The sequence below is a fragment of the Rhodococcus sp. LB1 genome (assembly GCF_001583455.1).
Lineage (GTDB): Bacteria > Actinomycetota > Actinomycetes > Mycobacteriales > Mycobacteriaceae > Rhodococcus_F > Rhodococcus_F opacus.
The window spans coordinates 1-18,091 of sequence record NZ_LTCZ01000429.1; the positions used below are offsets into that span (position 1 = coordinate 1).

Sequence of the window (18,091 nt, forward strand, 5' to 3'; positions counted from 1 at the left end):
GGCGGGTGCGGCTGACCGCCACCATCCCTAAGCACCTGCACGGCCGGGCGATCACCGACTGGCATCTACCGACTTTGGTCCTCGACCACCGGGGCTTGCTTTGGCGGTGCGCGGCGACCGAACTCGTCCCTTCAGGTGATCTGGATTCGGCCACCGTGGCGGTCGGGGTCGATTGGTCTCCGTCGACTCTAGGTGCCGCCGCCATTACCGTCGAAAACCCTGACGGGCTGTCCTCGGACTACCGAGCTGGACCTACGACGACCGCGGCCTCGGAATCAAACTGGCGCGCCTGCAGGCCGAAGGGCAGATGCTGCACCGCAAAGCCGCCCGGTTGACACGACTAGCCGCCACCGCCCCACCGGAGGTCCGCGCCCAGCTGGAGGAGAGGATCGCAATCCTCGACGAGCATCGCACCGCGGTGGGTATCAAACCCGCGGCGCCACAGAGCGATACGGGTAGCCGTGACACACGTCTATCTCCAACGCCCGCCACACCAATGGCAGATAGTACGAGATCTACGTAGACGCTAGCCTTGGTGCGTTCTGCGCATACGAGCACACTACCCGGCTCCAACGAGACCCTGTGGCCGGCACCGCCTAGAATTTGGGTGCACAGTTCCGCAGACGCGGCAATTTCGAGCGCGGAGAGTGGCAATGCAAGCTGGAACGCTATTCGGCAAGTACCGGCTGGACCGTCCGCTGACGGTGGATGTGAGCGGCGAGGTCTGGGCGGCGTTCGACACCGTCACGTTCCGGCACGTCGTGGTGCGGGCACTGCCGCCGGACGCTTCCGAGGACGACGAATTCTGCGATCGGTTCGAACGGGAAGCCGGCATCGCGGCGCACATCCGGAACCCGCACGTGGTACCGATCCACGACTTCGGGCAGATCGGAAACCGACTCTTTCTCGCGACGCCGACGACCCAGGGCACTAACCTGCGGACGCTCCTCCAGTCCACCGGACCGATGGAGGTATCGCGCGCGGTCGGCGTCGTCGAGCAGCTGGCGTCGGCGCTGGAGGCAGTGCGCGCGGCCGGGCTGGTCGAGCAGGAAGTGTCCTCGGCGAACGTCGTCGTGCAGGACGGGGGACTGATCCAGCTCACCGACGTCGGGCTCCCCGTGATTCTCGGCGCCGCGTCGGGCGTCTACGGGCTGACCTGTGTGTTGTACGAGTGCCTCACCGGCGAGGTGTTCCCGACATCGGAGATCCCGACGCCGCCCGTCGGCATGGCCGCCGTCATCGCACGCGGAACGGCCGTCGACCCCGCGCGGCGCTATCGGTCGGCGGGCGAGCTGGCCGCTGCCGCTCGCGTCGCGGTGCCACCGCAACAGCCTGCCGCCGATCCCACTCCCGCGGACCCTGCGATCGCCCGGAACCGCCGTCTCGTGGCCGCGGGACTTGCGCTCGCCGCGATCATCGCGGTCGCGATTGTCGGTGGCGTGATCATCGGGTCGGGAGCGTCATCGCCACAGGTCGCCGTTCCTACGCCGTCGTCGAGCGCGGCCGGGCCGGCATCGCCGTCGTCGTCACCGACCGCCACGGCGAACCCGACCGCTGCCGATCAGGTGCCGCCGGTGCAAGCACCAGCACCGACTCAGGCGCCGGTGGCGGAGGCTCCCATTCAGGAGGAGGTCATACCGGCACCGGCACCGCAATCACCACCGCTAGTGCCGACACCCGCACCGCCTCCGGGAGCGTCCGCTCCGCAGGTGCTGCCGTGCTACCCGGGTTACGAGCACACCCCGCCCCCGGACGGTCCGTGTCTCCCGCCCGGCTCGCCACCGGCGAATGCGCCTGCACCGGCACCTGTGCCGGCCCCTGCGCCCGCGCCTGCCCCGCAGGTGCTGCCGTGCTATCCCGGTTACGAGCACACCCCGCCCCCGGACGGGCCGTGCTGGGCTCCCGCGGGCCCGTGAAGTCTCACCGACGATTGTCGGTGTCGATCCATGCGTCGTAGACCTCGCTGACAGCTGCAGCGATCGCTCGGCCGTGCAGTGTCCGCGCGGGTCGGGACTGTTCGATCTGGATTCCGCCGGCAGCGTCAATGGTCAGGCGGTTGACGAGGTTGGATGGAGATTCACCGCTATGTCGTTCTCCGGGTTCGGCGACCCGAACACAGATTCCGCTTCCGTCGAGTGCCTGCGCGATCGCGTTCCGGATGTCCGCCTTGCGCCGCGCGGGTGCGAGGCCGCCGATGAGGACGTCGTTTCCTCGGTAGCCGTGAAACGACAGCGCCCACTGGAATCGTCTCGCTGACAGGGTGCGCAGAAGCGGAAAGCTGTGCACGCTGAGATCGCTCGAAGAAATGTGCCATGAACGATATGCGTTGCCGACCGGTCGCCACCCTTTACACGCCCACAGCGTCGAATCGCGTGATCCGAGCGAAGCAACGACCTGTTCAGCCTGCTGATCCGTTCGGGTTTCGATGGCGCCACCGTGCGGTGCAAGGACCACGAGACGGTGATGTCGCCCGTCGTCTTCGAGCCGCTCGATGAACTCACCCTCTTTTTCGGCCTCTTCCTCGGTCATCGCCGGGGCGACGCACCGAAGGTCGAGAATCACCGTCTGTCCAGGCTCCGCGCCGAGCCGACGACAGCCCCCCTCCGTTATCCGGATGGTGTCGTCTCCTTCCGTATCGGCATTGGGGATCAGTGTGAAGAGTGCGGTCGTTCCCCTGTGGTTCACACGAGCCTGCTGACGCGGCTGGGCTCCGATTCGGGTCAGCATCCGCGGGTGAATCCCGATGCGTTCGCCGGCGGATGCGCTGGTGGAGCGATCGCGACTGACTGTGAGGCGCAACGTCATCGAAACCTGCTGAAACGGACGCTGTTCGAACACCTACTCAGGTTAGGCGAGAATCAGTGGCGGGTGCGGTCGAAACCGGCAGCCACCACCGATCTCGGCGCGCGAATCCGGTGACTCGATGAGCCCTTGTCGGCAGTCCTCGCGCGGCGAAGACTCGAATCCATGAGTAATAAAGCAGTGGTCAGTCTCACCACCGGTCTCGAGGACGCCGAGAAGGTGACGGTTGCGTTTCTGGTCGCGGTCGGCGCGGCGGAACAACAGCGCGAGACGCTGATGTTTCTCACGAAGGAAGCGGTACGGCTCGCGCTCGACGGCACGATTCACGGCGTGGCCTGTGAAGGTTGTCCGCCCCTTCCCGATCTGGCGGCACGATTCGAGACCGCGGGCGGCATCTACATGGTGTGTCCGATCTGCTTCGAGGCCAAGCACCTCGACAAGGACGCACTGGTATCCAATGCCGAACTCGCCGGGACGGTACCGATGTGGAAGTGGATCGGCGACGAAGGGGCGGTCACCTTCAGTTACTGACCGCCGGAACGAGCGGGGACCCGGGGCCAGTTACACTGCGCGCGAATGTAATCGTCGATTCGATCAGGGATCACGGGGGGCGGGACTGGCAGTGACCGACCGCTACGTACTCGTCGACACCGACACCGGCATCGACGATGCCCTTGCCATGCTCACCATTGCACAGCACTCCGGAACCGAGATCGTGGGTGTGGGAACAGTGTTCGGGAACTGCACCGAACAGCAGGCCGCGCGGAACGCCCTCACCGTTCTGTCCGTCGCCGGCCTACGCGATGTTCCGGTGTGCATCGGACAACCACGTCCCGGGCCACCACCTGCCGCCGATTCGCCACACGGACTCGACGGACTCGGCGACCGCGGATATCGGCCACCACCGGGCGTGGGTCCGGCGCCCGAGTCCGCCGTCGACCAACTGCTCCGCGTTGCCGAGGACCGGCCCGGGGCGGTAGACCTGCTGTGCCTGGGTCCGCTGGCCAATATCGCCGCCGCCGTCACGCGCGACCCGCGGGTCCTGACCCGCTACCGTTCGGTCACCATCATGGGCGGCATGGGACCTGCCTCCCGTAAAGGTGTCGAGGCCGCAGTACAACCACAGTTTCTCGAGAAAGGCGACACCAACACCAACCACGATCCAGTCGCGGCTACGGTGGTTGCTGCAGCGCCTGGGCAGATTACGTGGGTGGGAATGAATGTCACCGGCCGACTTCGATTGGCCTGGGCCGATCTCGTTGCTCGTTCGGCGGTGGGAAGGACGGCGACCTTCGTCCGCGACATCACCGAGGACTATCACCAATACTGCACCAGCACATATCGCGTCGAGGACCCGATCTACACCGCACACGATTCCGTCGCAGCCGCTGTGATGCTCGACCCCACGGTCGTGCTGTCCGCCGCCGACGCTCGACCCCGGGTGCTCCACGAGGACGGCCGCGCCGCCGTGTGGGGCGTCACTCCGGTACGGGGGCCGGCACACCGATTCGTGACCGACCTCGATTACCGTTCGATCAGGGCGCGGATCGCCACCACGCTCGATGCTGATATTCCCCGATCGGGTTCGGCCGGCTAGCAGTGCCCGTTCGTCATCGGTCGGTATTCGACACGGCGTCGACGCCCTTCATACGAAGGCGTCGAGCAGATGCAGTTCCTCCGCCACGATCAGATCGACCTCTTCACTGGTCAGACCGGACAACAGATGTGCCGCCAACATCGCTCTCACCTCCTCATGTGCTCCTACTGATACGTCGAATCGGCGATCGCGATATCGACAAGCGGAACACATTTTCGGTAGGTAATTTTCGGCTTCGACCGCAGGATCCCGCTCTCGTCCGAAGTGGTGTGGGAAACGTTCGCTGAAGCGACTACTCACCGTCGACCGGAAATGCATCCGCACCCGGTGCGGACGGATCGAACGGTGGCGGGTCGGCCGGATCGAATCCACCCCGCACCGTCGAGCAGGTTGCCCCCGGTTCCGGGTAGGTGTTCGGGTTTTGTCGCAAGGCCGCGAGGAAGTCGGAGATCCGGCGGTCGTGGACGTCGTCGAGTTTCAGTTGGTGACCCCACGACTGCAGGGACACCGCCGAATCGAGACCGGGGTACGGCGACATCAGGGTGTACGGCTGGCCGTCGACGTTCTCTGCCAGCGCCGCGACGTCGTCGTCGTCCAGCCGGTCCGGGTCGTAGGTCACCCACACGGCGCCGTGTTCGAGGGAGTGCACGGCGTTCTCGCTGCGGATCGCTTCGGGATAGACAATGCCCGTGCACGTTGCCCAGTACTGGTCGTGTGCGCCGCCGAACGGGGGACTCTGGTCGTAAGCCACTCGTTGCGGTGCCTGCACATGGGCGGCGGGCGGATAGTCGATGGTGACGATCCCTTCGATCCCCAGTGACGGGTCAGGATTGTCCGCGCTCGGCGAGAAGTCGTGGGCCTTGCGGCCCTCGTCGGCTCCGGAGGTCAGCGCGTAGGCGACGACGGCGACCGCTCCCACGACGACCACCACGGCGGCGAGCAGCAGCCAGGGCAGGCGACGCCGCAGTCCTGGGGACGGTCGAGATTTCGGGTCCGCGCTGCGGTCGTTCGTCATTGCCGATCCTTCGTCTCACCGGGCGCCCTGACCGCGCTTCCCCATCTGCGAAGCATGGTAGTAGACAGCGAGGTAACGCCCGGTTCCTCGACGGTGCTGAGATCTACCGCCGGGCCATTGCTGCGATTCGCAGATCACGGGTACGAGCCTGGTGCGCGATCATCAGGATCCGCGCCTTTTCGGCGTCGCCGCCCTGCACGGCGGTCAGGATCTCGCGGTGCTCCGTTTCGATCTGCTGCAGATTGGAGGCGGCCTGTGCTTCCTCCGCGTCGTAGACCCGTAACTGCGCGTCGAGTCGGTCCATCAGCTGTGCGATGGTCTGATTGTGAGCCGCGCTGCGAAGCGCGCTGTGCCATTCGTTGTGTAGCGCCAGGCTTGTCGAGGGATCGGGTGATTCGATCGCCTGCTCGAACAACCGGCTCAACCGCGCCAGGTCCAGTTCGGTGTGGCGTGTCGCGGCGGAGTAGGCGATCGCGGACTCGAGTGCGATCCGTGCCTCGCAGATCTCGAGTACCTCCTCGGGGGTGCGCTCGCGCACCCGGTACCCACGCGGCGCCTGGACCACCAAGCCCTCGTATTCGAGTCGCTGCAACGCTTCCCGGACCGGTGTGCGGGACAGTCCCAACTCCGCGCCGATGGTCGCCGGTATCAACATCGTCCCGGGCCGGTCGGCGCCGCCGGTGATCCGCTCACGCAGCTGTTTGTACGCCGATGATTCTCTCTCCACCGAGTTCCCCTGTCCGGGCACGAACGCCGTGCCACGAAGCAAGCCTTACCAGAGGCGAGCAACCGAAGTAAAGAGTTTGAATCCATGTGTATACAGATGCAGACAGAGATGTGCAGTCGTTCGTAGGCTCCTCCGCGTCAGCACAAGGAGAAGCCATGAATATCCACTCAGCACGGCGAGTCCGTGGCCGGGAATCAGCAGCCGCCGGATCGGACGTCGTCGGGAATGTCTGAGACGCAACTTGCCGCACCGCGCCCCACCCGGGCAGAGCCGACGGGGGAGGATCGTCGTCGGCCGCGGCGTGCCGCCACGCGACACCGACTTCAACCGTCGGTGTTGCTGCCGTGGGTGGTGCCGGTCCTCGTGATCCTCGGCTGGCAGTGGGCGTCCTCGACCGGGGCGATCTCACCCTCCATCCTGCCTCCGCCCAGCAAGGTCCTGGCCACGGCAGAGCAGTTGTGGACCGCCGGAGAGCTGCAGCGACACCTGACGGTCAGCCTGCGCCGAATTCTGATCGGGTTCACCCTCGGTGCCTCGATCGGACTGGTGCTCGGCTTCGTCGTCGGGCTCTCGAGAATCGCCGAGGGGCTGGTGGACCGCACCCTGCAGATGCTGCGTGCGCTTCCGCACCTCGCCCTGGTCCCGCTTCTGATCGCGGCGTTCGGTATCGGTGAACTCCCGAAGGTCGTGCTCGTCACGCTGGGTGTGATCTTTCCGGTGTACCTCAACACGGTCGCAGGAATTCGCACCGTCGACCCGAAACTCGTTCAGCTCGGCGAGTCCTATGGGCTCGGTCGCGGCGCCCGAATTCGCGACATCATCGTTCCCGGAGCCATGCCGATGATTCTCACCGGCATCCGATATGCACTCGGCGTCGCCTGGTTGACGCTGGTGATCGCCGAGACGATTGCCACCAGTGAGGGCATCGGATTCCTCGCTCAGAACGGCCGGGACATGCTGCGCAACGACCGCATCGTTCTCGCGATCCTGCTGTACGCCGTCGCCGGACTGCTCGCCGACCAGATCACCCGGCTGATCGAGGCCCGTGTCCTGCGCTGGAACCCCCACTACCAGGGAGGAAATCGCTGATGCCTGCAACCAACCTCGTCGGCCTCGATCTGGTCGGCATCGGCCACCGATACCGTGACAAGACCGTTCTGCACGATGTCGACCTGACCGTCGAGCCCGGTGAGTTCGTCTCGTTCCTCGGCCCCAGCGGGGTCGGCAAGTCCACACTTCTGCGGATCATCGCCGGGCTCGAACAACCGACGCACGGCGTCGTCGAAACCACCGGCGGCACCTCGGGCGGCACGATGTCGCGGATGATGTTCCAGGAGGATCGTCTGCTTCCGTGGCGGAACGTCCTGGACAACGTGCAGCTCGGAACTCGGCACCAACGCGAGCGCGCACTCGAGCTGCTGCACGATGTAGGTCTGTCGGGGCGTGAGAAAGACTGGCCGTCAGAACTTTCCGGAGGGCAGCGTCAACGGGTTGCGCTGGCACGGGCGTTGCTGCACCGGCCTCATGTCCTCTTGCTCGACGAACCGTTCGGTGCCCTGGACGCGATCACCCGCGTGGCCATGCAGCAACTTCTCGAACGCGTCCTCGCCGAGCAACCGAGGACGGTTCTGCTCGTGACCCACGACGTGGAAGAGGCGCTCGCACTCTCCGACCGCGTGCTGCTCCTCACCGAACAGGGCATCACCCGCGATCTGAGGATCCCGCACGCCCGGCCACGACACCGCGGAGACGCCCAACTCGCGGCCTGGAAAGAGGAGTTGCTCGACGGACTCCTCCAGGCAGACACCGCCCTCTCCTCCCGCTAGCCCCAGTTCCCGAGTCCCACTTCCCTGGTCCCACTGGAAAGGCCCTCACCCTCATGTCACCCCGCGTCACTTCACAACCCCGCGCCCTCGATCGGCGAGGATTCCTCAGGGCCGCCGGCGCCGGAGTCCTGGGCCTGTCGGCCCTCTCGTTGACCGGCTGCGGTGCGTCGGCATCCGGCGCAGCGGGCGGCCCGCTGACCGAGGTGCGATACGCATTGATCGGCGACGGGAAGGCTGAGCCCGGCACGATCCTGCGCAACAACCTGGGCGGATTCGACCTCACCAAGGACCTGGGGGTCCCCGTGCGGTGGCCGTCGGGTTTCCCGGCTTCGCTCCCGGTGATGGAGGCCGTCAAATCGGGAAGTGTCGACTTCTCCTTCGCCACCGCCACCGCGGTGATCTACGCCATCGGCGGTGGTGTGCCGATCGTTCCGCTGGTCGCCTATCCACTTCCCGCCGACGAGGTCGACATCCTGGTGCCGCGGGGATCGGACATCAGGTCGGGTGCAGATCTGCGAGGGCGCAAAGTCGCGGATCATCGCGGCACCACCGGAACATACAGCCTGGTGAAGTATCTGGAATCGGTCGGCCTCACACTCGAAGACATCGAGTACGTCAATCTTCCTGCCGCAGATGCGGAGGCTGCCTTCGCGGAGGGCAAGGTCGACGCGTGGATCAGTTGGCAGCCCACCATCGAGTTGGCCAAGCGGAAACACAACGCGGTCGCGCTTCCCGCTGTGAAGACGTACGACTACGCCTTCTTCGTCGCGAGTGAGGACTTCGCATTCAACCACCCGGATGCCGCCGCCACACTCGTCCGGAACGTGCGCGATGCGCAGCGCTGGATCGACGGCAACCCCGAGGTGGCGGTCTCCGCTTTCGCGGAACTGGGTGGTTTCGGGAACAGCGATCTCGAGGAGCAGGTATATCTCGACCTGGTGAAGGCGAGACGTCTGTCCTATTCCGGTGCAGGAGAATTCACTGCGGTGGATGCGGCAGCGATCAACGGAACCCAGGACCTCGCGGACAACTTCCACGACCTCGGCGTGTACCCGGACCGAGTCGACGTGACAACCTGGCTGCAGGACTCGCGTTTCGACTCGATCAAGTCAGTTGTCAACCAGGCCCTCGCGAAGTAGGTATCACCGCACATGTCTCCCTCTCGTATGCATCTGGCCGCCTTCGTCACCGCGGGCCCGGGTCGGCCCGGCGGCTGGCGGTACCCGGGATCGGTTCCCGGCTGGCTCAGCGCCGGCTACTACCAGAACATCGCTCGCACCCTCGAGGACGCTCGTTTCGATCTCGCGTTCTTCGCCGACATCCTCTCGGTGCCCGACCGCTTCGGCGGAAGCCCCGATTCCCAGCTACGCAACGGCGCACTCGGTTCGATGCGACTCGACCCGCTTCACGTGCTGTCGTCGATGGGTGCGGTCACGTCGCACCTCGGCCTCGCCGCCACGGTCTCCACCACGTACGCGCAACCGTTCACCGTCGCCCGGTCCTTCGCGACCCTGGACCACCTGACCGAGGGGCGTGCGGCATGGAATGTGGTGACCTCATTCCAAGAGTCGGAGGCGCGAAACTTCAACCGGGACGAGCAGTTTCCCCGTGAACAGCGATACGAGCGGGCCGACGAGTTCCTGGAGGTCGCGGGAAAGCTCTGGGACAGCTGGGAGGACGACGCGCTTGTCCTCGATACCGAACAGCCGTTGTTCGCCGATCCGGATCGAGTGCACCCGATCCGTCACAAGGGTGACTGGTTCACCGTGCAGGGGCCGCTCAACGTCCCCAGGCCGCCGCAGGGCTACCCCGTGGTGATCCAGGCCGGCGCGTCCGCCAAGGGCAAGGACTTCGCGGCACGGTGGTCCGACGTGATCTTCTGCAGCCACGCGTCCCTCGAATCCGCGCAGGACTTCTACAAGGAGATCAAAGAACGGGCCGCCGCTCACGGCCGCGACCCCGAGGCTGTGAAGATCCTCCCGTCCATCGCGCCCGTAGTCGGGGCCACGACGGCGATAGCGCAGCACACATTCGAAGAACTCTTCGACCTCGTACCGCCCCTCGGTGGATTGTCCACACTCGCTTACCACTTGGACGTGGACCTGTCGACGTTCCCACTCGACGAGCGACTCCCGGACGTCGAGGTTCCCGGCGTCGAAGGCCACTACCAGGAGGTCAGGGAGATGACCGAGCGGGAGGGGCTGACTCTGCGCGAGCTCGGGAAGCGCTACGGCGGTCGTGTCGAAGGTGGATTCATGGGCACGGCAACAGAAGTCGCCGACGGACTGCAGGAATGGTTCGGACAGGGAGCCTGCGACGGATTCATGGTGCAGGCGCCGTATCAACCGGGAGGGTTCGAGGACTTCACCCGCCACGTGGTTCCGGAGTTGCAGAAGCGAGGACTGTTCCGCAAGGAGTACGAGGGGAGCACCCTGCGCGAGAACCTCGGGCTACCCCGAGTGCAGAGCGGGGAGTGGGCCAACCGGGTGCGTCGAGCCGCCGAGGCCGCACGGTGACTTCCGACGTCGCGGAGGTGTCCGGGCACACGGTGTCCGGGGTGCCGGGACGATTCATCCTCGATGCCCGCGAGAACCACCTCGTCTCGGATTCGCGGTTCGGCCCGGCCGAGGCCGTCCAGGCCGGCGAACTGCTCCTGGCAGCGATCGTTTCGTGCGCAATGGCGAACATGCAGTCCAACGCCGAGGCCGACGACATCGGCGTCGAGCACATCGAGGTACACGCATCTCATCGACGGGGTACGGCCGACCCGACCCGCTACGACTTCACCGAAGTGCGCATCGAGATTCACGGGGTGGACCAGCCGACGGCCGACTCACTGGCCGCGAAGTTCGCGGCGTCCTGTCCGATCTACAACACCATCAGGCGGGGAAGTGGAATCGAGTTGACCGTCACTGCCCACTCGGATGGCGCGGGAGGTTCAGAGTGACGGGCGTGGGCGGGAGATCGCGGTGTCGATCACGGCGAAGATGTCGCGCTGTGGAACCGTGTCGCCCGCGCCGGCCGTCTGAGCTGCCTCGATCAGATCATCGGTGAGACTGTCGAACAACAGTGCCGTGCGGGGGTCGGTCCGGTGGCCGGGACTGTCGAAGACGCGCAGCGCATCGACCGCGTCGCGGTACCTGCCGAGCCCCTCGGGCGCCGCGCTCACCTGCATCGCTTGCACGTTCATCGTGCTCAGCTCCGAACCATGCTGTTGGACAGCCGGGCTTCGTTCAATGCTCGACTGGCGGGATCGCAGCGGTACTGACCGGTAGTGGTGTGCCGGTAGCCTGGGCCATCCTTCGCGACGGCGTGCCCGCAGTAGCGGCATTCGTGACCGGACTGTCCGATGCGGATGGTTTCGATGGTGGGATACGTGTTGGTGCTCATTGTTCTCGTTCGTCGGTGTGGTCGGTGATGTCTGTGGAAGTGGTGGTGAACGGCTCCGGTGGACTTCGCGGCGCCACTGCCGTCGGCCGCGTCATGCGTATTCGGCGAGGGGCTCGGCCGAACCGACGTGGGCACGCTCCAGTGCCTCCCAGACGAGGTCGTAGCGCTTGAGGGTCATCTCGTCCGCGTTCGCGAGCAGGGCGTCGAGGAGGGAGTGCGGATCGTCCTGCCAGGAGTGCAGCGCGGCCGCGACGGTTCGGTTGGTGAACAGACCCGATTGAGCAAGGGCGTGACCCCACTCGTCGAACAGACCGCTGTGGATGCGTTCGACAGCGTCGTGGTCGAATCCCTCGGCGACGAAATCACGCGCGAAGGTTGCCGTGACGTAGTCACCGCAGGTAATCGGTTCGGCATTCATCGGTGCGAGCACCCTCCGTCAGTGGCGGCGTCGGACCAACGGGCGACCCCGGTTCGTGAGTATGAGACAGGTCACATCGTCGCCCACTGCGGGGACATGGCGCATCGGCCGAATCACCGGGGGGTATACCTATCTTCTGGCCCTCGCCGCCCGCGTCCGGCGGGGACACGGACCGTTCTGCCTGGTCACTGCGTCTCGCCTCGGAAGGAAGCTCCTATGACCGTCACGGACTTCGATGTCCTCCCCAACCTGCGCGACCTCGGCGGGCTTCCGCTCGCCGAGGGGCGCCGGACCCAGGCCGGGGTGCTCTACCGCAGCGCTCTGCCGGCACCGGGCGACGCCCGCCCGACCGCGGTCGAGGAGTGGCCGGCCCGCACCGTCGTCGACCTGCGCAGTCCCCGGGAATTCGCGACCCGGGCGCATCCGCTGCGGTCGCAGAAAACTGCCGTGCACCAGATCTCGCTGCTGTCCGATGCCGAGGTCGCAGCGCCGAAACACGGCGCCCGGCTCGCCGACATCTACCTCGGGATTCTGACCAACGCGGGGGAGCGACTCGTGGACGTCCTGCAGGTGGCAGCCACCGCGCCGGGCCCGGTGCTGCTGCACTGCGCCGCAGGCAAGGACCGCACCGGGGTCGCGGTGGCCTTACTGTTGCGCACGGCCGGAGTCGAGCCCGACGACATCGTCGCCGACTACGAATCGACCAACGAGCACATGGACGCCGTCCTGGCCCGAATTACCCGGTTCGCTCCCGAGCTGGGCCAGGCGCATCCGAACGACCGCGATCTTCGAGGTGCCGTCCCCGAGGCCATCGAGGGTGTCCTGGCCCGTTGGGACGCCCACCCGGGTGGCGTGCACGCGTGGCTACGGGGGCGCGGAGCCACCGACGAGACGATCCGACTCTGGATCGCGCGTTTCGCCGGGTGACCGGCGGACCGGGGCGCAACGCAGTTCGTCCGCGAGGATTCAGTGCCCCACCGCGACTCTGATCCGGTCGTCGTGCAGAGCATCGGTGATCTTGCACCCGCCCTGGCGGCCGAGCAGTGTCCTGCCCAGCAGCGCCACCCCCCACGGGCCTATCACCCAGATCGGCCAGGGGTAGATCATCACGCCGGTAGCGAGCGAGACGATGCCCCAGATCGCGACGTTGATTCCACCTGCGGCGAGCCAGGCGAGCCACTCGATCCGCTGGTGACCCGGGATGCGGCGACGCGAGGGGCGGATCGTCGGTGGCCCGGGCCGCGCGGGGGTAACTGCCTGGGGTGCCGGCGGAAGATCACGCAACACCTGATGCGCCTGCTGCTGGGTGGTCGATCGATATACCTGTGCCACCCGCTGGTCGAACTCGCCGATGGTCAGTCGCCCGGCGGTGAGGTGCCGCCCGAGTTCACCGACGACTTGCTCGCGTTCGGAATCGGATATCCGGATGTTGTCCGCGTTCTGCATCGGACCCTCCTCGGCGTTGACATTCCACTGTGGAATGTCGCTACTACAATGATCGATATGCCACAGTGGAATGTCAACCCCCGACTGCGCGAAGGACCGTGCCATGGCCGAACGCCCCCTCAACGCCACTGCGGCATCGCTCCTCGGGTTCCTGCACGAGGGATCCAAGACCGGATGGGACCTGGTGGTGACCGCACAGGAACGCATCGGCAAGTTCTGGTCGATCACGACCAGCCAGGTGTATCGGGAGCTGGCCGCGATGGAGCGTGCCGGGTTGATCGAGGCGGGGGAGCGAGGCGCCCGCGAGCGCAAGCCCTACACGCTCACCGAGGACGGTCGCCGGGCATTCGCGCAGTGGATCGAGCGCGACCCCGGCCCGGAGAACATCCGCTATCCGATGCTGCTCACCGTCGCGTTCGGCGCGCACCTTCCGCCCGAGAGGTTGGCCGCGATGCTGCACTCACACCGCGCAGCGCACGAGAGTCAGCTCGCCGAATACGAGCGTGAGGCCGCAGTGCACGGATCCAACCGATTTGCGCTGGCCACACTCGACTTCGGGATCGTGTACGAACGTGCCGTACTCGAATGGTTCGATCGCGTCGGGAACCGTCTGGGGCAGGGAGGTCCCTGACGGTCCCTGCTCGCCGGGTGCGGGTTTCGGAGAGTCAGCCGATCACGCCGTCTTCGGCAACGACAGCGGTCGGCAGGTCCACCCGTCGTGGAGGGCCGGCTTCGTCCCAGATCACGGTGACGAACGCCGGAAAGACTATTCGCCACGAGCCGCCGACGGGAGACAACGCGCTCGCGGCGAAATCGGCCCATTCCTTCGGCAGCAATGTCACGGGTTCGTCCTGCAGCCATTGCGGCGTGGGAATCCGGCGGTTCTGCTCCTCGGCGAGATCGACGACGAACCGCACGTCGGTGGCGGTACCGGTTCCGACGTTGCGGAGCCGGAACCGGTCGACGGGTCCGCGGATGCGCTGGACTTCGAACTGGACGTCCTGCCGCTGTGGGAATTCTCGCTGCGCGGCTTCGGCGATCCGGGTCAACGCGGTGACCTGTTCGAGCGCCGCGTCCAGCGCAGCCTCGGCCTCGCGTCTGGCCTGATCGGCGAGGGTTGCCTTCCGCCACGCTGCGGCAGTGGTGGCACCGAACAGCACCGCAGCCGCCGCGCTGACCCACGATGCGGTTCTCATGCGCGGAAACTTACCCGAACGCATATCGGCGAGGCTCGCTGGTGATGTTTCCACGAGCGGTGACACGCCGGGCGATGGTCAAGGGTTGACGGAGAGGAACACGTAGGCAGCCAGCAGCACCAGGTGGACGCCACCCTGGAGGCGGGTGGCACGGCCGGGGACCACCGTCAGCATGCCCACCACCACGGTGATTGCGAGCAGCACGACCTGGGTGGGACCGAGACCGAGTAGGAGGGGGCCGTCCAGCCAGATCGAGGCGACGGCAATGGCGGGGATGGTCAATCCGATGCTGGCCATCGCCGAGCCCAGGGCGAGATTCAGGCTGATCTGGATTCGGTTCCTCTGCGCCGCCCGCACCGCGGCGAGGGTTTCCGGCAGGAGTACGAGCAGTGCGATGACCACGCCGACGATCGATTGTGGCAATCCGGCATCCTCGACCGCGTCCTCGATCGCGGGGGACTCGACCTTCGCCAATCCCACGACTGCGCACAGCGCCAGCACCAGCAGGGCGAGGCTCATGCCCGCCATCCTGCCCGTCGGGGGTGCGGCGTTCCGGTCATCGACGTTCAGAGGTTCATCGGCGATGACGGGCAGGAAGAAGTGCCGATGGGGTCCGGTCTGGGTGAGGACGAACATCCCGTACAGAACCAGCGAAGCCACTGCCGCGAATATCAATTGAGCCGAGGAGAATTCGGGGCCCGGCCGGCTCGTCGTGAAGGTCGGCAGCACCAGGCTCAAGGTCGCCAGCGACGCCACGGTCGCCAGCGCCGCGCCGGTACCCTCCGCATTGAACAGCGCGACCCCGTATCTGCGTGAGCCGACGAACAGCGACAACCCCATGATGCCGTTGACGGTGAGCATCACCGCAGCAAATACCGTGTCACGGGCAAGCGAAGCGGTCGCCGGGCCACCCGAGATCATCAACGTCACGATCAATCCGACCTCGATGACGGTGACCGCGACGGCGAGAATCAGCGATCCGAACGGCTCGCCGACTCTGTGCGCAACCACCTCGGCGTGATGAACAGCAGCCAGCACTGCACCGACCAGCACCACCGCCACGACGAGCACCAGAACGGTGCCGATGTCTCGTCCCCACGTCACGCCCAGCACCGCGACGGAGACCGGAGGTATCACCAGCGGCCACTCTGCCGTAACCGACCGCCACCCGAACGCCATGATTAGACCTTGCCAGCTGCATCCGCTCACGTGCACGGCAATGCGGAACCGCGATCAATCACCCGCGGCGAGAACCAGCCGTGAGTCGCCCCGCGTGGCCGCTCCGATCCTGGGTGAATCGGCACGACACGGTCGAGGTGCACTGTGTCCAAAGATTATTCGGTTTCGGCGATCGACGCGGCGACGTCCGGCAAACGCCGATGGTGGCCGCCGGGTCGCGTCGAGGTACCAGTCGGCGAAGTCCGCGCCCCGTTCGGAAACGCGTCCTCCGCTCGGCCTTCGATCGCTCACCTGGTCCATCCTGGCCCGGGGACTCCGGCATTTCCTTCCATGCACCCTCGAGGTCACGCAATCGGCACGATGCTCGCTCGTGCCTGGGCAACGCCGGGTCGAGGTGCGGTCGCTATGCGCCTTGATCGAGCCGAGCGTGTCAGCTGAGCGCCTTTGCCTTGAGGACGTCGAACTCGGCCTGAGTGATGGTGCCCGAGTCGAGCAATGCCTTGGCGTCGGCGATGTGCTCGGCCGCGGACTTCCCGGCGACCTCCCTGATGTAGTGATCGGTCGCCTGCCTCGCCGCAGCCTGTGCCTCGAGGTGTCGTTCCGCCATGCCGGGGCCGCGGGCGATCAGGTAGACGAACGCAGTGAGGTACGGCACCACGATCAGGAAGATGATCCACAGGGTTTTGACGATGCCGGACATCTTGCGGTCGCGGAACAGGTCGCCGAGGATCTGGAACAGAATCATCAGGTACGCGACGAACGCGAACACGAGCAGCGTGTACCAGAGCAGGTCCCAAAATGAATCCATCATGTGTGAGTCTCCTTGGAGGACGGCAGTCCCGCACGTGGACTGCCTAGGTGGAGCAGATATCGAATGTGCACGCTCGCCAGGCCAGCATTCCCCTTTCGAGGGTCACCTCGTCCGTGGTTCCCGGGACGCCGACCGTTCCGAGCTCGCCCGGCGCGGCCGCGATCTCGTCATCGAGATCGAGCGTTCTCGTGGGTTACCAGGATCCATGCGGACTCGTCGCTTTCTTCAACCACTCCGTTGCTCAGAATTCTCATCTATCGTCTGGAGCCAGGCCAGGATGGTGCTTCCCTCGCAACCAGTCCGGAATTGAGGGCAAATCTCGGTATCTCGACAGGTCGAGTCTAGAATTTCCGCGTTGTCGTCGTCTCATCCGTGGCGGGTGAACACTTCGCCCGCGCAAATAAGTGAGTGAGCCTCTGTCACTGGGCTGGATTCCCACGACCTGCTTACTTCTCTCGAGGAGATTGCACACGATCGCAAGAGACCACACTTCCGTGAACCGCCGAGATGACACCACGGCTATGTTCGGGCCGACTGGGTTCGGGTGAGTGCGGCCTGCGTTGCGGCCTCGACCGTCATCACGATGAAATCGCGTCGGCGCGAGTCCCGGTCGCGACCACGCGGGAGAGGTGTCGAAAACAGCCGGTCTGCGGTCTGGAGGGCTACCCAGCCGTCGACGAGGGTGATCACGGTGATGAGCAGTTCCTGGGCGTCGCTCTCGGAAAGTTCGGGGACAGCTTCCCGTGCGCTGGCGACTATCGCCTGAGCGTGCTTCTGTCGCGATGCTTCCGCGACAGGTGCCTCGAGTTCGAGTCCCTCCCAGAACAGCAGTCGGGTGAAAGTGGGGTGCTCGCGTTGGTAGTCGAATCGGCGACCGGCGTAGTCGGCGATGGCGGAGACCCCGCGACCGGACAGTTCGACAGCGGCCAGCGTGGTTGCGAGTTCATGTTCGAGGACCGCGCTGAAGAACGCTTCCTTCTTGCCGAAGTACTGGTAGATGCGCTCTTTGTTCACGCCTGCTTTGTCGGCGATCCGATCGACACGAGCACCGGCCAGACCGAACGAACTGAATTCTGCAACTCCGCCCTCGATGAGAAGTCGCTTGGTTCGTTCGGTATCCCATGCCACGGCTGGATCCTACGACAACTCCAACTGTCTGGTTGCAATCTGCCTGTCCAGCCCCTACGGTCAAAAGGCAACTGAATAGTTGGAGTTACGAGAAGGGCTACCTCGGGATGGAATCTCTTGCTCTCGCATCTACGGTGGTCGAACATCTCGCTCCGACGACCACGAAGCGCCGGCCTCCACGAACGGGACGTGCCGACCGGCATGCTCGGGATCTCGGGCCGGTGAGGGCCCCGTCCATCCACTTGCGGGTGGTCGTCACCTGGGTGTCCATCTTCCCGCTCGTCACGGTGGGCATGACCGTCATGACCTTGTCGGGCCCGATCACGGCCACCTGGCCGACATGGCTACGGGCTTTGTCGCTCACCGGTGTCGTCGTTCCCACGGCGGTGTATTTCGTCGTGCCGCGCGTGCTTGCCCTGTCCGTCCGGTGGATGAGCTGGCGGCGCCGACGCTCTGCCGCGGCAGAGCCCTGTGAATATTGATCGGGTCGGCGTCGGAACAGTAGTTCGCGGTGCCGATTCATGTCAGAGGAGCGGGGTATGTTCTCGTTGCGACG

General features: G+C 65.7%; 23 protein-coding genes and 1 pseudogene. 13 read left to right on the top strand and 11 right to left on the bottom strand.

Annotation, left to right across the window (positions count from 1 at the left end):
• Together AZG88_RS54820 and AZG88_RS44635 are read left to right on the top strand one after the other, a co-directional pair.
• Positions 1 to 430, top strand: a pseudogene (locus AZG88_RS54820) (transposase); the annotation flags it as partial.
• Between the two features lie 223 nt (positions 431 to 653).
• On the top strand, positions 654 to 1,916 hold the full coding sequence (locus tag AZG88_RS44635; RefSeq protein ID WP_061041790.1) for a serine/threonine-protein kinase: 1,263 nt from the start codon (positions 654 to 656) through the stop codon (positions 1,914 to 1,916).
• A 4-nt stretch (positions 1,917 to 1,920) separates the two neighbouring features.
• Here AZG88_RS44635 and AZG88_RS44640 read toward each other — a convergent pair whose 3' ends face one another.
• The gene (locus AZG88_RS44640; protein ID WP_226955790.1) at positions 1,921 to 2,529 is read right to left on the bottom strand and encodes a poly-gamma-glutamate hydrolase family protein; all 609 of its coding nucleotides are present in this window, start codon (positions 2,527 to 2,529) and stop codon (positions 1,921 to 1,923) included.
• On the opposite strand from AZG88_RS44640, the gene AZG88_RS54825 reads away from it, so the two are divergent.
• The 3 genes from AZG88_RS54825 (at position 2,461) to AZG88_RS44650 (ending at position 4,399) form a co-directional block, all read left to right on the top strand.
• Positions 2,461 to 2,919: a hypothetical protein gene (locus AZG88_RS54825; RefSeq protein WP_231914421.1), complete on the top strand. Its 459-nt coding sequence runs from the start codon at positions 2,461 to 2,463 to the stop codon at positions 2,917 to 2,919. The genes AZG88_RS44640 and AZG88_RS54825 overlap by 69 nt on opposite strands.
• 48 nt (positions 2,920 to 2,967) lie before the next feature.
• Positions 2,968 to 3,333 carry a hypothetical protein gene (locus tag AZG88_RS44645; protein WP_005246638.1) on the top strand — a complete coding sequence of 122 codons (366 nt, stop codon included), beginning with the start codon at positions 2,968 to 2,970 and terminating at the stop codon, positions 3,331 to 3,333.
• Between the two features lie 91 nt (positions 3,334 to 3,424).
• Positions 3,425 to 4,399: a nucleoside hydrolase gene (locus AZG88_RS44650; protein ID WP_061701283.1), complete on the top strand. Its 975-nt coding sequence runs from the start codon at positions 3,425 to 3,427 to the stop codon at positions 4,397 to 4,399.
• 292 nt (positions 4,400 to 4,691) lie between these two features.
• Here AZG88_RS44650 and AZG88_RS44655 read toward each other — a convergent pair whose 3' ends face one another.
• Both AZG88_RS44655 and AZG88_RS44660 read right to left on the bottom strand, forming a co-directional pair.
• Positions 4,692 to 5,414, bottom strand: a complete 723-nt coding sequence (locus tag AZG88_RS44655) for a DUF3105 domain-containing protein (protein WP_061701284.1) — start codon at positions 5,412 to 5,414, stop codon at positions 4,692 to 4,694.
• A gap of 103 nt (positions 5,415 to 5,517) precedes the next feature.
• On the bottom strand, positions 5,518 to 6,141 hold the full coding sequence (locus tag AZG88_RS44660; protein ID WP_156517766.1) for a GntR family transcriptional regulator: 624 nt from the start codon (positions 6,139 to 6,141) through the stop codon (positions 5,518 to 5,520).
• Positions 6,142 to 6,366: 225 nt separating this feature from the next.
• Between AZG88_RS44660 and AZG88_RS44665 the strand changes: the two genes are divergently transcribed.
• The 5 genes from AZG88_RS44665 to AZG88_RS44685 are packed head-to-tail and all read left to right on the top strand — an operon-like array spanning position 6,367 to position 10,914.
• Positions 6,367 to 7,230: an ABC transporter permease subunit gene (locus AZG88_RS44665; protein WP_082764478.1), complete on the top strand. Its 864-nt coding sequence runs from the start codon at positions 6,367 to 6,369 to the stop codon at positions 7,228 to 7,230.
• Entirely contained in the window at positions 7,230 to 7,967 is a 738-nt protein-coding gene (locus tag AZG88_RS44670; protein ID WP_025432639.1) for an ABC transporter ATP-binding protein, read from the top strand. Before AZG88_RS44665 ends, AZG88_RS44670 begins: the two co-directional genes overlap by 1 nt.
• A gap of 53 nt (positions 7,968 to 8,020) precedes the next feature.
• On the top strand, positions 8,021 to 9,106 hold the full coding sequence (locus tag AZG88_RS44675) for an NrtA/SsuA/CpmA family ABC transporter substrate-binding protein (protein ID WP_061701285.1): 1,086 nt from the start codon (positions 8,021 to 8,023) through the stop codon (positions 9,104 to 9,106).
• A gap of 12 nt (positions 9,107 to 9,118) precedes the next feature.
• The gene (locus AZG88_RS44680; RefSeq protein ID WP_061701286.1) at positions 9,119 to 10,483 is read left to right on the top strand and encodes an LLM class flavin-dependent oxidoreductase; all 1,365 of its coding nucleotides are present in this window, start codon (positions 9,119 to 9,121) and stop codon (positions 10,481 to 10,483) included.
• The gene (locus AZG88_RS44685) at positions 10,480 to 10,914 is read left to right on the top strand and encodes an OsmC family protein (protein ID WP_061701287.1); all 435 of its coding nucleotides are present in this window, start codon (positions 10,480 to 10,482) and stop codon (positions 10,912 to 10,914) included. The genes AZG88_RS44680 and AZG88_RS44685 overlap by 4 nt, the downstream gene beginning before the upstream one ends.
• Here the strand turns inward: AZG88_RS44685 and AZG88_RS44690 are convergent.
• From AZG88_RS44690 to AZG88_RS44700, 3 genes are all read right to left on the bottom strand, one after another.
• Positions 10,906 to 11,157, bottom strand: a complete 252-nt coding sequence (locus AZG88_RS44690) for a hypothetical protein (protein WP_025432638.1) — start codon at positions 11,155 to 11,157, stop codon at positions 10,906 to 10,908. The two genes, AZG88_RS44685 and AZG88_RS44690, sit on opposite strands and share 9 nt — an antisense overlap.
• A gap of 5 nt (positions 11,158 to 11,162) precedes the next feature.
• Positions 11,163 to 11,357 (bottom strand): hypothetical protein, encoded by a 195-nt coding sequence (locus AZG88_RS44695; protein WP_005253188.1) that lies wholly within the window; start codon positions 11,355 to 11,357, stop codon positions 11,163 to 11,165.
• Between the two features lie 91 nt (positions 11,358 to 11,448).
• The gene (locus AZG88_RS44700; RefSeq protein WP_005246620.1) at positions 11,449 to 11,775 is read right to left on the bottom strand and encodes a hypothetical protein; all 327 of its coding nucleotides are present in this window, start codon (positions 11,773 to 11,775) and stop codon (positions 11,449 to 11,451) included.
• A gap of 216 nt (positions 11,776 to 11,991) precedes the next feature.
• Here AZG88_RS44700 and AZG88_RS44705 point away from each other — a divergent pair, with 216 nt between their 5' ends.
• A complete protein-coding gene (locus AZG88_RS44705; protein WP_061701288.1) occupies positions 11,992 to 12,702 on the top strand; it encodes a tyrosine-protein phosphatase in 711 nt (236 codons plus the stop codon).
• A 39-nt stretch (positions 12,703 to 12,741) separates the two neighbouring features.
• Here AZG88_RS44705 and AZG88_RS44710 read toward each other — a convergent pair whose 3' ends face one another.
• On the bottom strand, positions 12,742 to 13,221 hold the full coding sequence (locus AZG88_RS44710; protein ID WP_061701289.1) for a DUF1707 SHOCT-like domain-containing protein: 480 nt from the start codon (positions 13,219 to 13,221) through the stop codon (positions 12,742 to 12,744).
• Positions 13,222 to 13,324: 103 nt separating this feature from the next.
• On the opposite strand from AZG88_RS44710, the gene AZG88_RS44715 reads away from it, so the two are divergent.
• Complete coding sequence (locus AZG88_RS44715) at positions 13,325 to 13,852, top strand: PadR family transcriptional regulator (protein ID WP_061701299.1); 528 nt, start codon at positions 13,325 to 13,327, stop codon at positions 13,850 to 13,852.
• A 34-nt stretch (positions 13,853 to 13,886) separates the two neighbouring features.
• Here the strand turns inward: AZG88_RS44715 and AZG88_RS44720 are convergent, their stop codons facing one another.
• From AZG88_RS44720 to AZG88_RS44735, 4 genes are all read right to left on the bottom strand, one after another.
• The gene (locus AZG88_RS44720) at positions 13,887 to 14,417 is read right to left on the bottom strand and encodes a hypothetical protein (protein ID WP_231914418.1); all 531 of its coding nucleotides are present in this window, start codon (positions 14,415 to 14,417) and stop codon (positions 13,887 to 13,889) included.
• A 78-nt stretch (positions 14,418 to 14,495) separates the two neighbouring features.
• Positions 14,496 to 15,596, bottom strand: coding sequence for a calcium:proton antiporter (locus AZG88_RS44725; RefSeq protein ID WP_061701291.1), 1,101 nt, complete (start codon positions 15,594 to 15,596; stop codon positions 14,496 to 14,498).
• A 430-nt stretch (positions 15,597 to 16,026) separates the two neighbouring features.
• A complete protein-coding gene (locus AZG88_RS44730; protein WP_005246608.1) occupies positions 16,027 to 16,407 on the bottom strand; it encodes an SHOCT domain-containing protein in 381 nt (126 codons plus the stop codon).
• A 519-nt stretch (positions 16,408 to 16,926) separates the two neighbouring features.
• On the bottom strand, positions 16,927 to 17,535 hold the full coding sequence (locus AZG88_RS44735; RefSeq protein ID WP_061041778.1) for a TetR/AcrR family transcriptional regulator: 609 nt from the start codon (positions 17,533 to 17,535) through the stop codon (positions 16,927 to 16,929).
• 221 nt (positions 17,536 to 17,756) lie between these two features.
• Here AZG88_RS44735 and AZG88_RS44740 point away from each other — a divergent pair, with 221 nt between their 5' ends.
• Positions 17,757 to 18,017, top strand: a complete 261-nt coding sequence (locus AZG88_RS44740) for a hypothetical protein (protein WP_226955490.1) — start codon at positions 17,757 to 17,759, stop codon at positions 18,015 to 18,017.
• Positions 18,018 to 18,091: the final 74 nt, after the last annotated feature.